Origin of the sequence: Microlunatus parietis (assembly GCF_013407955.1) — a bacterium.
Lineage (GTDB): Bacteria > Actinomycetota > Actinomycetes > Propionibacteriales > Propionibacteriaceae > Microlunatus > Microlunatus parietis.
The window spans coordinates 5,341,843-5,355,075 of sequence record NZ_JACCBU010000001.1; the positions used below are offsets into that span (position 1 = coordinate 5,341,843).

The 13,233-nt window shown below is 71.4% G+C and carries 15 protein-coding genes; 10 read left to right on the forward strand and 5 right to left on the reverse strand.

Annotation, left to right across the window (positions count from 1 at the left end):
• Nucleotides 1–175: 175 nt before the first annotated feature.
• The 4 genes from dacB (at nt 176) to BKA15_RS25740 (ending at nt 4,762) form a co-directional block, all read left to right on the forward strand.
• Nucleotides 176–1,657, forward strand: coding sequence for a D-alanyl-D-alanine carboxypeptidase/D-alanyl-D-alanine endopeptidase (gene dacB / locus BKA15_RS25725; RefSeq protein WP_312879323.1), 1,482 nt, complete (start codon nt 176–178; stop codon nt 1,655–1,657).
• A 61-nt stretch (nt 1,658–1,718) separates the two neighbouring features.
• Complete coding sequence (locus tag BKA15_RS25730; protein WP_218871567.1) at nt 1,719–2,618, forward strand: SDR family NAD(P)-dependent oxidoreductase; 900 nt, start codon at nt 1,719–1,721, stop codon at nt 2,616–2,618.
• A gap of 21 nt (nt 2,619–2,639) precedes the next feature.
• Complete coding sequence (locus tag BKA15_RS25735; protein ID WP_312879331.1) at nt 2,640–4,100, forward strand: alcohol acetyltransferase; 1,461 nt, start codon at nt 2,640–2,642, stop codon at nt 4,098–4,100.
• A complete protein-coding gene (locus BKA15_RS25740) occupies nt 4,097–4,762 on the forward strand; it encodes a DUF6320 domain-containing protein (protein WP_179755692.1) in 666 nt (221 codons plus the stop codon). Before BKA15_RS25735 ends, BKA15_RS25740 begins: the two co-directional genes overlap by 4 nt.
• Here the strand turns inward: BKA15_RS25740 and BKA15_RS25745 are convergent.
• The gene (locus BKA15_RS25745) at nt 4,759–5,406 is read right to left on the reverse strand and encodes a TetR/AcrR family transcriptional regulator (protein WP_179755694.1); all 648 of its coding nucleotides are present in this window, start codon (nt 5,404–5,406) and stop codon (nt 4,759–4,761) included. The two genes, BKA15_RS25740 and BKA15_RS25745, sit on opposite strands and share 4 nt — an antisense overlap.
• 52 nt (nt 5,407–5,458) lie before the next feature.
• Here BKA15_RS25745 and BKA15_RS25750 point away from each other — a divergent pair, with 52 nt between their 5' ends.
• Both BKA15_RS25750 and BKA15_RS25755 read left to right on the forward strand, forming a co-directional pair.
• Nucleotides 5,459–5,842, forward strand: coding sequence for a hypothetical protein (locus BKA15_RS25750; protein ID WP_179755696.1), 384 nt, complete (start codon nt 5,459–5,461; stop codon nt 5,840–5,842).
• Between the two features lie 38 nt (nt 5,843–5,880).
• Complete coding sequence (locus BKA15_RS25755; RefSeq protein ID WP_312879332.1) at nt 5,881–6,822, forward strand: phosphotransferase family protein; 942 nt, start codon at nt 5,881–5,883, stop codon at nt 6,820–6,822.
• 10 nt (nt 6,823–6,832) lie between these two features.
• Here BKA15_RS25755 and BKA15_RS25760 read toward each other — a convergent pair whose 3' ends face one another.
• A complete protein-coding gene (locus tag BKA15_RS25760) occupies nt 6,833–7,516 on the reverse strand; it encodes a GOLPH3/VPS74 family protein (RefSeq protein WP_179755698.1) in 684 nt (227 codons plus the stop codon).
• 176 nt (nt 7,517–7,692) lie between these two features.
• Here BKA15_RS25760 and BKA15_RS25765 point away from each other — a divergent pair, with 176 nt between their 5' ends.
• Nucleotides 7,693–7,944, forward strand: coding sequence for a hypothetical protein (locus BKA15_RS25765; RefSeq protein ID WP_179755701.1), 252 nt, complete (start codon nt 7,693–7,695; stop codon nt 7,942–7,944).
• Between the two features lie 101 nt (nt 7,945–8,045).
• Nucleotides 8,046–8,813, forward strand: a complete 768-nt coding sequence (locus BKA15_RS25770) for an SDR family NAD(P)-dependent oxidoreductase (RefSeq protein ID WP_179755703.1) — start codon at nt 8,046–8,048, stop codon at nt 8,811–8,813.
• A 13-nt stretch (nt 8,814–8,826) separates the two neighbouring features.
• Here the strand turns inward: BKA15_RS25770 and prcB are convergent, their stop codons facing one another.
• The gene (gene prcB, locus BKA15_RS25775; protein WP_179758702.1) at nt 8,827–9,663 is read right to left on the reverse strand and encodes a proteasome subunit beta; all 837 of its coding nucleotides are present in this window, start codon (nt 9,661–9,663) and stop codon (nt 8,827–8,829) included.
• Between the two features lie 445 nt (nt 9,664–10,108).
• Here prcB and BKA15_RS25780 point away from each other — a divergent pair, with 445 nt between their 5' ends.
• Nucleotides 10,109–10,558, forward strand: a complete 450-nt coding sequence (locus BKA15_RS25780) for a hypothetical protein (protein WP_179755706.1) — start codon at nt 10,109–10,111, stop codon at nt 10,556–10,558.
• A 43-nt stretch (nt 10,559–10,601) separates the two neighbouring features.
• Here BKA15_RS25780 and BKA15_RS25785 read toward each other — a convergent pair whose 3' ends face one another.
• A complete protein-coding gene (locus BKA15_RS25785) occupies nt 10,602–11,243 on the reverse strand; it encodes a carbonic anhydrase (RefSeq protein WP_312879334.1) in 642 nt (213 codons plus the stop codon).
• Between the two features lie 26 nt (nt 11,244–11,269).
• Complete coding sequence (locus BKA15_RS25790; RefSeq protein ID WP_179755710.1) at nt 11,270–12,247, reverse strand: L-threonylcarbamoyladenylate synthase; 978 nt, start codon at nt 12,245–12,247, stop codon at nt 11,270–11,272.
• A 129-nt stretch (nt 12,248–12,376) separates the two neighbouring features.
• Here BKA15_RS25790 and BKA15_RS25795 point away from each other — a divergent pair, with 129 nt between their 5' ends.
• Nucleotides 12,377–13,222, forward strand: coding sequence for a methyltransferase domain-containing protein (locus BKA15_RS25795; protein WP_179755712.1), 846 nt, complete (start codon nt 12,377–12,379; stop codon nt 13,220–13,222).
• Nucleotides 13,223–13,233: the final 11 nt, after the last annotated feature.

The window sequence follows — 13,233 nt, forward strand, 5'->3', positions numbered from 1 at the left end:
CCCGTGGGCGACCGGCTCATCTCCGTGGTGACCGAGGCGGCCGCCCGCCGAAGGCATCGGGCTCGGCGTGATCGCCCGGCTCCCGTTGTTGATCATGGTGGCGATGTCGCGCCCTGGCTCCATAACCCTGTTATAGTCCGCCGGGTTGAGGCGGACACACGGAAGGGGCCTTCTGGTGAGCGGCTGGTTGAACAGAGTGTCGAGGCGGATCGCGGTCCTCGGGGTCGCCGTGCTGGTGACCGTCGGACTGGTGATCACCCAGTCGGCCGGGCCGTCGGTCGCGGATCCCGGCCCGACGCTGCCGGAACGGTTGAACGCCCTGCTGGACGACCCGGTCTACGACGGCTCCCAGGTTGCGCTGGTGGTCCGCGACGCGACGACCGGTGAAACGCTGTACAACCGCGACGGTGATCAGCGGATGGTGCCTGGCTCGAACACCAAGATCTTCACGTCGACCGCGGCGATGTCGGTCCTCGGCTCGTCGTACCGCTTCCACACCGACGTCCTGGCCACCGCGGCCGTGCGGGGCGGGAGGTTGCGCGGCGACCTGTATCTCAAGGGCTACGGCGATCCGACCGCCCTGGAAGCGGACTACCGGAGTCTCGCCGAGCAACTCCGGGCCGCCGGGATCCGGCGGGTGGACGGTGACCTGGTCGCCGACGACACGTACTTCGATCAGGTCAGGCTGGGCGACGGCTGGGGCGGGGACGACGAGTCGTCCTACTACTCGGCCCAGATCTCCGCGCTGACGCTCGCCCCGAACACCGACTACGACTCCGGCACCGTCATCGTCGAGCACCGGCCCGCGGCCGAGCCGGGTGCCCCGGTCCGGCTCGCACTCCTTCCGGCCAACGGCGTGATCAAGCTGGCCAACACCGCCTCGACCGGACCGGCCGGTTCGGAGAACACGCTGCGGGTCGAGCGCGAGCACGGTACGAACACCGTTCGGGTCACCGGCTCGCTCCCGGTCGACGCCGCCGTCGGCCAGGCCAAGGTGACGGTGTCCGAACCGCAGCTCTATGCGGCCGACGTGTTCCGCCGCGCCCTGAAGCAGGAGGGCATCAGTGTGTCCGGCGAGATCACCGCCGCCGCGGCACCGACCGAGGCGCGCAGGCTCGCCCGCGACGAGTCGATGACGGTCGGTGAACTGATGACGCCGTTCCTCAAGCTCTCCAACAACATGCACGCCGAGACGCTGGTCAAGACGATGGGCGCCGTCGAGAAGGGCGAAGGCAGCTGGCCCGCGGGCCTCGAGGTCGTCACCGACTACGCGAAGAGCATCGGCGTCGACACCGGCCGGCTCCGGATCAACGACGGCTCCGGCCTCGCCCGGAAGACCAACCTGACTGCCGACAGCATCACCGACGTCCTGATCACCGCCCGGCAGGAGCCATGGTGGCAGCAGTGGTACGACGGCCTGCCGGTCGCCGGCAACCCGGAACGCCTGGTCGGCGGTACCCTGCGCACCCGGATGCTCGACACCGCGGCGGCGAACAACCTGCGCGGCAAGTCCGGCACTCTGACCGGGATCTCGGCCCTGTCCGGCTACGTCACGACCCAGGACGACCGACTGCTCGTCTTCTCCATGATCAGCAACAACCACCTGCAGAGCCCGCGCTCGATCGAGGACGCGGTCGGCGTGGCCCTCGCCTCCTGACCCGGCCCGGCCGCAGCGATAGGCCCCGGTTGCCGGAAGCCCGTTCTGGGTATCCGTGGGCATGGGACTTGGAGCGCAGGACGACGAGGCCGGCCGGCGGTCGATCCTGGTGACCGGTGCGTCCGGCGGGATCGGCCGGTCGACCGTTGCGGCGCTGGTGGAACGTGACCTGGCCGTCTGGGCGGCCGTCCGGACCGAGGCGGCGGCCCGGCAGGTGCGGGCCGAGTTCGGCGCCCGGATCCGTACCGTCGTCTTCGACCTGACCGACGACGCCGCGGTCCGGGAGGCGGCAGCGGAGGTGATCGCGGCCGGCCCGCTCTACGGTCTGGCCAACATCGCCGGAGCGGCACTGCCCGGGCCGCTGGAGTACGTACCGATCGAACAGTTCCGGCGCCAGCTCGACATCAACGTCACCGGCCAACTGCAGGTGACCCAGGCGTTGCTGCCGGCCCTGCGCGCCGGGGCCCGGACCTGGGGCGATGCGCGGATCGTCCTGATGGGCTCGCTGGACGCCCGGATCGTCGGGCCGCTCTTCGGCCCGTACGCGGCGTCGAAGCACGCCCTCGTCGGGCTCGCCGACGCCCTGCGCAGCGAGCTGCATCCCGCCGGGATCAAGGTGTCGCTGCTGGAGCCCGGCGTGATCGCGACCCCGATCTGGCGGCGCGGCACCGGCGTGCTCGGCGAACTGCAGCCCACGCTGCCGGATCGCGGCGGGCCGTACCGGTCGATCATGAACTTCGCCCGGCGCTACGTGTCCCGACTCAGCGGCTTCGGCACCTCGCCCGACCGGGTGGCCGAGGCGGTCCTGCGAGCGATGATGTCGCGGTCCCCGTCGCCACGGCAGGTGGTCGGCGTCGATGCCCGGATCGTCACGGCGCTGCTGCTGGTGCTCCCGCCCCGAGCGATCTATCGGCTCACCGCGCTGCCCCGGATCGGTTCGGCGCGCCACGGCGGCCCGTGAGATCGGGGCGGGTGGATCACCGTGGGCAGCGGGCTGCTGATCGGGCGGGATGGGCGGCGGGCCATGATGGGAGGCGTGCTGCCGCTCGACAAGCGTCCGGGTCTGACGAGTGGTGACGCGCCCCGCCGCCGGAACTGGGTCCGGCTCGACAACGCGTCCAACATCTTCCTGGCGGCTCGGAGCGATGCCGATCCGAAGGTGTTTCGGCTCAGTGCGGAACTTGATCACGACGTGGATCCGCGGTTGCTGCAAGTGGCGCTGGACGCGACGTACGACCGGTACCGGCTCTACCACGCCGTGCTGCGGCGCGGCGTGTTCTGGTATTACCTGCAGGAGAGCGATCTGCGCCCCCTGGTGACGGCGGACGAGCAGTACACCTGCGCCCCGATCTATCGAGCGGACCAGCGGAATCTACTGTTTCGCGTCCTGCACCATGATCAACGGATCAGCCTGGAGCTGTTCCACGCGCTGTCCGATGGCATCGGAGCGCTCTGGTTCCTCTCCGACCTGATCGTTGCGTACGTACGGCTGCGCTATCCGGAGCAACCGGGCGCAGCCGCCGACGACACCGGGCAGCCGGGGTTCTCGGCCGGCTCCGGCGAGGACGAGGTGGCGCGGCACCGTGCGCTGGTCCCCGACAGCTTCGCGCACTACTTCCGTCAGCGCCGGAACCGTACCGGAACGACGGCCGACGGCGACCCGGAGAACGCCGGTCGGGAGGTCCGGACCGCGCGGAGCAGGGTGTATCGGGTCCGGGGAGTTCGTACGCCCGACAATCGCCCGCGCCTGCTGGAGCTCACCATGCCCGCGGCCGAGGTGCTGGCGCTGGCCCGGGCCGAGGGCGTCTCGCTCACGATGTACCTGACCGGGCTGCTGTTCGAGTCCGTCCGGCTGTCGTCGGGCGGGCTGGGCCGGTCTCGTACCCTGACGGCGTCGGTGCCGGTGAACCTGCGCCAGTTCTTCCCCTCGACGTCGCCGCGGAACTTCTTTGCGACGATCCGGGTGGAGCACACCTACGGCGAGGGAGCCGATGATCTTGGTTCGGTCTGTCGCCGGCTCGATCGCCAGTTCCGCCGGAAGGTCACGCCGGAGGCGCTGGAACGCAAGCTGCGCCGCTTCAGCCGGTTCGAGCGGATGCCGGTGCTGCGGATCGTGCCGCGCCCGCTCAAGGACGTGATCCTGGGACTGATCAACCGGGGCAGCAATCGCGGGCTGACCGTCGCCGTCTCGAACCTGGGTCGGTTGAGCCTGCCCGAACCCGCGGACCCGCACGTGGGGCGCATGCTGTTCCACGTCTCCGCGGTCCGCCCGCAGATCTGCGTCATGTCGCATGCCGGGCTGCTCACCGTGAGCTTCACCTCGCCGTTCGTCGAGACCGGCCACGTGCGGGAGTTCGCTCGCCGGCTCACCGCCGACGGGGTCGGCGTGACGGTCGCGGCGGCGCGGGTGACCGAGACCGAGCTCGCGGAGGTCGAGCGGTGAGGCGGTGCGCCGACTGCGCCGTCGACATCGAAGGCGCCTGGTCCCGCTGCCCCCTGTGCGCCGGCCCGGCGACCGGCGAGGCGGTCCCGAGTCCGCTGCCGGCGGTGCCGCTCACGTTCTCGCGGCGCCGGGTGCTGCGGGTGCTTTTCCTCAGCTCGCTCGCGGTGATCGTGGCCTCGTTCGTCGCGCAGTTGCTGTTCAACCGGGGGGTCGACGAGATCGGTGTCCTGCGTTCGGTGTGGTTGGGCGTGAGCACCATGTGGCTGGTCGTGTTGATGGCGGTACGGAAGCGGCGCAACGTCGCCAAGGGCATCGTCTACCTGGTCGCGCTGATCGGGCTGGCCTGCGTCTACTGGGACTACCTGACCGGGTGGCACCGCTGGTCGCTGACGTACGCCGTGCCGATCGTCTGCGCCTGCTCGATCGTCGCCCTGCTGATCACGGTCAGGGTAATGCGGATCGAGGTCGGCGACCACATCGTCTACAGCGCCCTGACGGTGCTGCTCGGGCTGGCCCCGATCGGCTTCCTCGCCTTCGGCTGGGTGACCAACCCGATCCCGTCGGCGATCTGTGGCTCGCTGAGCGTCGTCACGCTGGTGGCGTTGCAGGTCGTGTCCGGTCCTGAGGTACGGCACGAACTCGCCAAGCGCCTCCACCTCTAGGAAGGCGCTGAAGTCCGCGACCGCAGCCCGGCAACGAGCAGGTCGAGTCCGAAGCTGAACTGGTCGGCCGAACCGACCGCCGGCAGTCGCTCGGTCGGCAGCCGGCCCTCGCTGGCGTCCCGGATGGCCTGCGCCGCTTCGGCCCAGCGGTCGTCGCGCCGGCCCTGGGTTGCCACCGCCATCGCGATCGAACTGGACAGGTAGGCGATCAGCACCTGGCTTGCGGCGACCGTCTCGTGATCGTCGAGCCCGGCCGACCGCAGCGCCCCGAGCAGGACCGCACCGATCCGCCGGCCGTGCGGCCCCAGCGGCGGCCGGGACGCGATGTGCGGTGCGATGCCCGGATGCGCGAGGGCGACCCGGCGGACGTCGGTGAGCAGGCTACGCAGGCGAGCCTCCCAGGGTGCCTGGTCATCGGGCAGGACGAGGTCGGCCAGGGCGAGGTCGGCGACCGCGTCGAGCAGGGCCACGCGATTGGCGAAATGGCGGTAGAGCGCCATCGGATCACAGCCGAGATGGGCCGCGATCCGCCTTACCGCCATCGCTTCCGGCCCGTCGCGATCCCCGAGTTCCAGAGCGCCGGCGGCAATCGAGTCGGGGGACAGCGTGCCGCGCACCGTTCCGCTCGGCCGACTCCTGATCACGCCCGGAGTCTACGCCGTAGACAGGCGCTCCAGCCATGTCTACAGTGTAGACATGGCTCGTTTCCTCCTGCTGCTTCCGAGAGGAGTTGCCGGCGCCTTGGCGTTGTTCATGGCCGCCTACTTCGCGACCGACAACTTCGGCGGCGACTCCGTGCTCCGGCTGTCCAACCCGTTCCTGATCCCGGACCTGCTCATCGTCGGCCTGCTGGCCGTGGCTGCCCTGCTGCCGTCTCGCCTGGCCCGTCCGGCGCTGGTCTTCTCGTTGAGCTGGTCGGCTGCCGTATGGGCGGTGTCGCTGGCGCACTGGATGGTCGCCGGTGAGGTGGTCCGGGGCCTCGGGCATCTGGCGATGATCATGCCCGCCGTGATCGCGGCCGGGCTGGTGATCGTGGCCATCGCCCGGGAGCGGCCCAGCACACTGATCGTCTCCGGCTAGTGGGACCGTCCGCTGATTGCGCATGTGAGGATGCTCGGGTGTCGCCCCGCACACCTGCCGTCGATCCGGACCGCCTCGCCGAGTGGTGCCGGGAGCATCTGGGCAGCCAACCGGTCGATCAGCTCTTCAGCTCCGGGCACCTGTCCGCGGTCGTCGGGCTGCGTCTGGCCGACGGTCGTGAGGTCGTGATCAAGATCCGTCCCTCCTCGGCTCGGATCGCGGCCTGCGTCGAGGTCCAGCGCCGCCTGTTCCGGGCCGGGTTCCCGTGCCCACGGCCGCTCACCAGGGCCGTTCCGTTCGGCGCCGAGGTGGCCACCGCGGAGACGTACGTCCCCGGCGGCGCCGAATTGCCGAGCGCGGGCCGGGCGGCCGTCGCGTTCGCCGAGGCGTTCGCGCGGCTGATTCGGCTGGCTCCCCGGCCGGACGAGGTGGCCTCCCTCGACCCGGCTCCGGCGTGGGCGGCCTGGAATCACGGCGGCGACGGCCTGTGGCCGAGTTCGGCGGAGCACCCCGAGCTCGATCTCAACCTCGTCGGCGGCCCGGACTGGATCGACGAGGCCGGCCGCCGGGCCCGGGATCGGTTGCGGGCCGGCGAGTCCGAACCGGTGATCGGGCACTGTGACTGGCTGGCCGGCAACCTGCGCTGGAACGGGGACACACTGCTCGTCGTACACGACTGGGACAGCATGATCGTCGAGAGCGAAGCCGTCCTCGTCGGCCTGGCCGCCGCGCTGTATTCGACCTTCAGCCCGGACCGGCTGGCCACCGTCGAGGACACCGAGCGGTTCCTCGCGGCATACTGCGAGGCACGCGGCCGGGAATTGAGCGCCGACGAGGTCCAGCGATCCTGGGCTGCCGGGGTCTGGACCAGGGCGTACGACGCCAAGGGTGAGCAGGTGGCCGGACAGATCACGTCACTCTCCGAAGCCGAGACCCGGGAGCGCCTGCGGCGTGCCGGAACCGGCGCACGGTGGCGCTGATCGGTCGTGCCTAGGCTTCGTCGGCCGGGATCTGGGTACGGGTGACGGCTCGGCTGACCGCGGTGTGAACCCTGCGGACGAGCGGAACGTGCAGGCGGTGGGTGCCGGCGTTGAGAAGGTCCCGGGCCCGCCGGTTCAGCGAGCGCCGATCGAGTCCGGGTTGGACCAGCAGGTGCAGCAGCGCGCCGGAGGCGTGCAGCAGGGTGATCAGGACCAGCGTGCGCCAGTCCGGGGTGTCCCGGTCGGAGACGGCCCGCTGCAGTTTCCGGCGAATGGGTTCCGGACTCGCCGTCGGTGACCGCCGAGAGGAGGTCCGCCCGAAGGCCTTCGGGTCCGGCTCGGCGATCGCGCCGGCGGCGACCAGGCGGTCGACGAGCTGCCGGTAGAGGCGGCTGCCCGCGCGGCCCGTACTCATCGCATGGATCAGGCCGTTGATCTTCTGGTCCGGCTTCTCGGCGATCGTCGTCAGCGCCTGGTCGAGCAGGGCGTCGCCGGTGAGCGTGGCGTCGTGCAGGACGATGCGGCGGCGCCGGAACAGGCCGACGGAATCGGGGGTGAGGGTGATCCGTCCCAGCAACGCCAGTTCGGCGACCAGAGCGCCGGCCAGGGCTGGCATCAACTGGCCCCGGCCGATCGGACGTTTCCCCGAACTGTCGTTGAGGCAGATCACCAGGATCTCCTCAGCGATCAGCATGCTTCACGGTATTCGCTTTCCGCGCGGCGGCGCCACCCCTTGCCACGGCTTGGATGGCAGATCGTGTGCGCCGCGGTTGCTGGTCAACCGGTCGACGACTTCGGCGAGCCGGTCGAGGCCCGCTAGGCCGCCATCCGTGCGGAGATCCGCCGGGCGGCCTGGGCACACCGTTGATCATGAAGGACGGCTCGGACAGCGCGGCGGACGGCGGCCGGCTTGGGGGAATCGGTGCCGATCCGGCGGCCGACGCCGGACCAGGCGACGCGGGCCCGGCGCGGGCGTTGCCGGGCAGCGGCGGCAGCGAGTCGAGCGGCCGTCCTCCGGTCGAGACGACGATCATGACGTCCTCCTCGGCCAGGCCCTCCAGTGCAGGCCCGACCCTGGACTTCGTCGCCCGTACCATCCGCGAAACGATCTTGGCTCGCTGACCCGGTCGCGTCGCGGGCGGCGCCGCAGTTGCGAGATCCTTGGCCGGCAAGCCAACCAGGCCGGACCTTGATCGGGTGCCGGCGACGACCGAGGAGCAGTCATGATCGATCGAGTAGCCGTGATCAGCGGTGCTGGGCGCGGCATCGGCGCGGCGACCGCTGCCTATCTGGCCGACCGGGGCTGGCGGATCGCCCTGCTGGACCTCGACGGCGAGAGTGCCGCGGCCCGGGCCGCCGACCTCGGTGGTGATCATCTCGGGCTGGCCTGTGATGTCGCCGACGAGGCTTCCGTCCGTGCGGCCGTCGTGCGCGTGGAGGAGCGGTTCGGCCGGATCGATGCGATGATCGCGGCGGCCGGCAATCTCGAACGTGCCCCGGCGGCCGAGTTCGATCTCGGCAGTTGGCGGCGCCACCTGGACATCCATCTGACCGGCACGTTCCTGCTGGCCCAGCTGGCGTACCCGCGCCTGGTGGAGTCGGCGGGCAGCGTGGTCACCTTCGCGTCGGTCGCGGCCACGTTCGGCCTCCCGCGACGGGTGGCCTATGCGGCCGCGAAGACCGGGCTGGTCGGGATGACCCGCACCCTGGCCGCCGAATGGGGGCCGAGCGGCGTGCGGGTCAACGCGGTCGCGCCCGGCTACGTGGACACCGAGATGATCAGATCCGGGTTCCGGGCCGGGACGCTGGACGAGCGGGAGGTGCTGGGCCGGACACCGCTGCGCCGGCTCGCGCAGCCTGAGGACATCGCCGCGGCGATCGCCTTCCTGATCTCGGAACAAGCCTCCTTCATCACCGGCGTGATGCTCCCGGTGGACGGCGGTTTGATCATCGACGGCACGTTCGATCGGTCGACGGCCGAAGGTCCGTGATCATGACCGACGCTCAGGACAGCGGGGCTCCCGGTCCGTCGGGGCGTTCCTGCCGGCCCGCCAGCATCCGGCCGACCAGCTCGGCGACCCCCTGCTGTGCGACGCGTTCCACGCCGTCCGGGCCGGCGATCATGATCACCGGATAGATCCGGCGCGCCACATCCGGCCCGCCGGTGGCCGAGTCGTCATCGGCCGCGTCGTACAACGCCTGGATCACCGCCGTCGCCGCCCCGGCCGCGTCCAGATCGTTCCGGTACAGCTTCTTCAGCGAGCCCCGGGCGAACACCGACCCCGAACCGATCGAGTGGAACTCGTGCTCCTCGTACCGCCCGCCGGTCGGGTCGTAGGAGAAGATCCGCCCCCGGCCCGCAGCGTGGTCCCAGCCCGCGAACAACGGCACCGCGACCAAGCCCTGCATCGCCAGCGGCAGATTCCCCCGGATCATCGTGGCCAGCCGGTTCGCCTTGCCCACCAGGGACAACGACGAACCCTCCAGCTTCTCGTAATGCTCCAACTCGAGCTGGAACAACCGGACCAGATCGATCCCCAGCCCGACCGAGCCGGCAAAGCCGATCATGGAGAACTCGTCGGCCGGATGCACCTTCTCGAGCTCCCGCTGGGCGATCATCGGACCGGCGGTGGCCCGCCGGTCGCCGGCCAGGATCACTCCGCCCGCGAAGCACGCGGCGATGATCGTCGTGCCGTGCGGTGACAGCGCCCCGGCATCGCCGCTGCCGAGGTCCCGGGCGCGTGCGGTGGGCAGCACGTGAGGTGCGACCGCAGCGGCGAACTCGTAGAACGACGACGTACCGGCCTTCAGATACTCCGCTGACAGTCCAACCGACGACAGATCGCTCACGGCCCACCCTTCCGCACGAAGCTTGGACCATCCAGCTTAATGTTCTCGAACCAGTGCGGCTCCTGCCGGTGCTGACCCGCCGGCGGGCTCAGCCAAGGTTCCTTGCCACGGGGCGGTCAGGCCTGGATTGCATCGAGCGGACGCAAATGGCAGCGAAATCGCGTCCGGCTTGCCTTTTGCGTCCGCTCGGTGGGATGGCAGCCGAGGGGATGGCGCGGGTTCGGAGTTCGGTGGGTCTGGGGCCGCCGAGGAGGTCTTCGGCCGCGCCGTGACCGGGCCGCGTCTGGTTCTGGCGGATCGCGGACCGATGCCGCTGATAGGCGGAGCAGTAGCGACGGTCGTGCCGAGCTTCCGGAGTCGGTCCCGTCGCTTCGGCCGGCCCCTGCCCGGATCGGGTTAGGCTCGGCGGACCGGCCGACGAGGGAGGGGAGGCGGGGTGCGCCAGCTGCGGGCTTCCTTGATCATCGCCGGAGTCGCCGCCGTGTTGATCATCCTGATCGCGGCGATCGCGGCACCGGTCACGGAGAGTGTCCCGCAGGCGGTATGGGTCGGGGCGGTCCTGGTGGTCGCGGTGGCGACCTGCCTGATCGTCGTCCTGCTGCGCGATCCGCTCGGCCGGGAGGAGCGCCGGATCGTACGGGAGTCGGCGGCCCTGGATCGGATGATGGGCAAGATCATCGCGGCCTACCAGGCGGACGTCGGCGAACCGGAGCTGACCGCTCCGTTGGCCGAGCGACTTCGGTACTGGCGCGACCGGCGCGACTTCTTCGCCGAGCTGATGACGGCCAATCATCCGGCCGGAGCCGCCGGTCACCGGCAGGCGGCGGCGATCGTCGACGGGCTCGAGAAGGAGCACGCGCCGGACGCTGACCCGCCCGGACCATGATCGACTTCTGGAGCCTGCCGGGGCTGGGTCTGCGTGGCGGGGATCAGCCGGCGGGCGTGGTGGTCAGCTCGAGTCCCTGGGCGGAGACCAGGTTGGCCGTGCCGTCGGCGAGCCGGTAGGTGAGGCCGACGATCGCGGCCCGGCCGGCGGCGACGGCGCCGGCGAGTGCGCGGGAACGGTCGAGGAGTAGGTCGGCGGTGTGCCGGGTGTGGGCGGTGATGTAGTCGGCGTTCTCGGTGCTTCCCGCGGCCCGGGCGGCGAGCACGCTGGGCGTGACGCGTTCGATGACATCGCGGACATAACCGGTGGCGGGCGTTCCGTGGTCGACGGCGTCGCGGGTGGCGGCGACGGCGCCGCAGGCGTCATGACCGAGGACGACGACGAGGGGACAGCCGAGGACGCTGACTCCGTACTCGATGCTGCCGATGACCTCCGGGCCCAGGACGTGGCCGGCCGTACGGACGACGAACAGGTCGCCCAGCCCGCGGTCGAAGATGATCTCCGCCGCCAGCCGGGAATCGGAGCAGCCGAACACCACGGCGAACGGACGCTGCTCGGCCACCACCTGGGCTCGGCGAGCGGCGTCCTGGTTGGGGTGTTCGGGCACGCCGGCGACGAACCGGCTGTTTCCGGCCATCAGGGTGTCGAACGCCTGGCGGGGTGTCGGGGCGGGACCAGCTGTCACGCCGGCAACTCTATGAGGCGGTGTCTTCAGGGTCGCGGCCCGGCCGCCCGCTGCAGCCGGTTGGCGATGGCCAGGCCGAGTCCGGCCCGGTCGGGTTCGGAGGCGATGATCAGGTCGCAGTCCTGCTCGTCGAACTCGCGCAGCAGGCCGTACAGGCGCTGTCCGTAGGCGGCCGACGACGCGGGAACCGACCGCACCACGAGGTCCGCGCCGGCCGGCAGCCCCGGTCCGGGCCGCGGGAGCAGGACGCCCACCCGCTGCCCGGATCGCTGGGCCTGCAGCGCTTCGGCGACGACGCGGTCGGGGGCGACCAGGACGACCCGGGCCCGCGGCGCGTAGTGGGAGGGGTGCTGGCCGGGCACCCGGACCCGGCTCGTCGCCGGCACCGCCACCGGGCCGCCGATCGCGGCTTCGAGATCCTCCACGGTGGCTCCGCCCGGCCGGAGCACGCTCGGCACCTCGGCCGTGAGATCGACGATCGTCGACTCGACCCCGACCTGGCACGGGCCGCCGTCCAGGATCAGGTCCACCTCTGCGCCCAGTTCGGCCCGGACATGCTCGGCGGTGGTCGGACTCACCGAGCCGAACCGGTTCGCCGAGGGCGCCACCACCCCGCCGCCGAACGCGCTGAGCAGGGCCCGGGCGACCGGATGATCGGGTACGCGGACCGCCACCGTGTCCAGTCCGCCGGTCACCGCCAGCCCGACCCGACCGCTGCGGCGCAGGACCAGCGTCAACGGGCCGGGCCAGAACCGTTCGGCCAGTCGCCGGGCCGTCGGCGGCACGTCGGCGACCCACTCGGGCAGCTGCTCCACGCCGGCCAGATGGAGGATCAGCGGATGAGACGCCGGTCGCCCCTTCACCGCGAACACCCGGGCCACGGCGGCCGGATTCTCGGCGTCGGCGCCCAGCCCGTACACCGTCTCGGTCGGGATCGCCACCAGCCCGCCGGACCGCAGCACCTCGGCGGCCCGCGCGATCTCCGGAGCGCCCGCCGTCACCATGTCAGACCGTCTCTCACGCCGAACAGGGTATTCCTGGGCCGCCGGATTGCCGGTCCAAAGACTCTGTTCCTGCGCCCCGGCGCTGCGGTCGGATTCAGGTGATCACCTGGAAGAAAGGCCGAAGGACCCATGGACAGCACCCGCTCCGCCCCGTCGTCGATGCCCCAGCCCACCGCGTTCCACAGCGACCACCGGCCGGCCGACCCGGCCGCGGAGCTGGTGCACCTGGTCCGCATCCTCGACCTCCAGGAACGGCTGTCCGGGGTGCAGCGGCTGCGGGACTGGGCCCTGTCGGCGGTCGCGCCCCGGCCCGGCGAGCGGGCCGTCGACGTGGGCTGCGGCACCGGCTCCGAAGTCGCCCGGTTGGCCGCTCTGGTCGGACCGTCCGGTACGGCGATCGGCGTCGAGCCGCATCCCGGACTCCGGGCCACCGCGGCCGATCGGTTGGCCGGGATCGCGTCCGCCCGGCTGGTCGACGGCGCCGCCGAGGCGCTCCCGTTTCCGGACGGGTCGGTCGACGTCCTGCGCTGCGAGCGGGTGTTCCAGCATCTGGCCGACCCGGAGGCGGCGGTCCGCGAGATCGCCCGGGTGCTGGCCGCCGGCGGGCGTACCGTCCTGATCGACTCGGACTGGGAGACCTTCGTCCTCACCCCCGGCGAAGCCGAGGTGGTGGCACGCGTGATGGGCGCGGCCCGGCGCCGGATGCGGCAGCCGACGATCGGTCGCCGGCTGCGCGGTCTCCTGGTCGGAGCCGGACTATCGGTCGCCGAGGACGTGGGCGCCTCTGCCGTCGTCTTCGGTACGGGCAGCGAGGGCGGCATCGAGTTCCTCGAGCTGCAGATCGCCGCCGCGCGGGACGAGGGCGTGATCACCTCCGCCGAGGCCGAGGACCTCAGGTCCGGCGTCGGGGCGGCCGTCGAGGCCGGCACCGCGTTCTGTGCAGTGACGATGTTCGCCGTCGTCGCCCGCCGCTGATCCGCACGGTC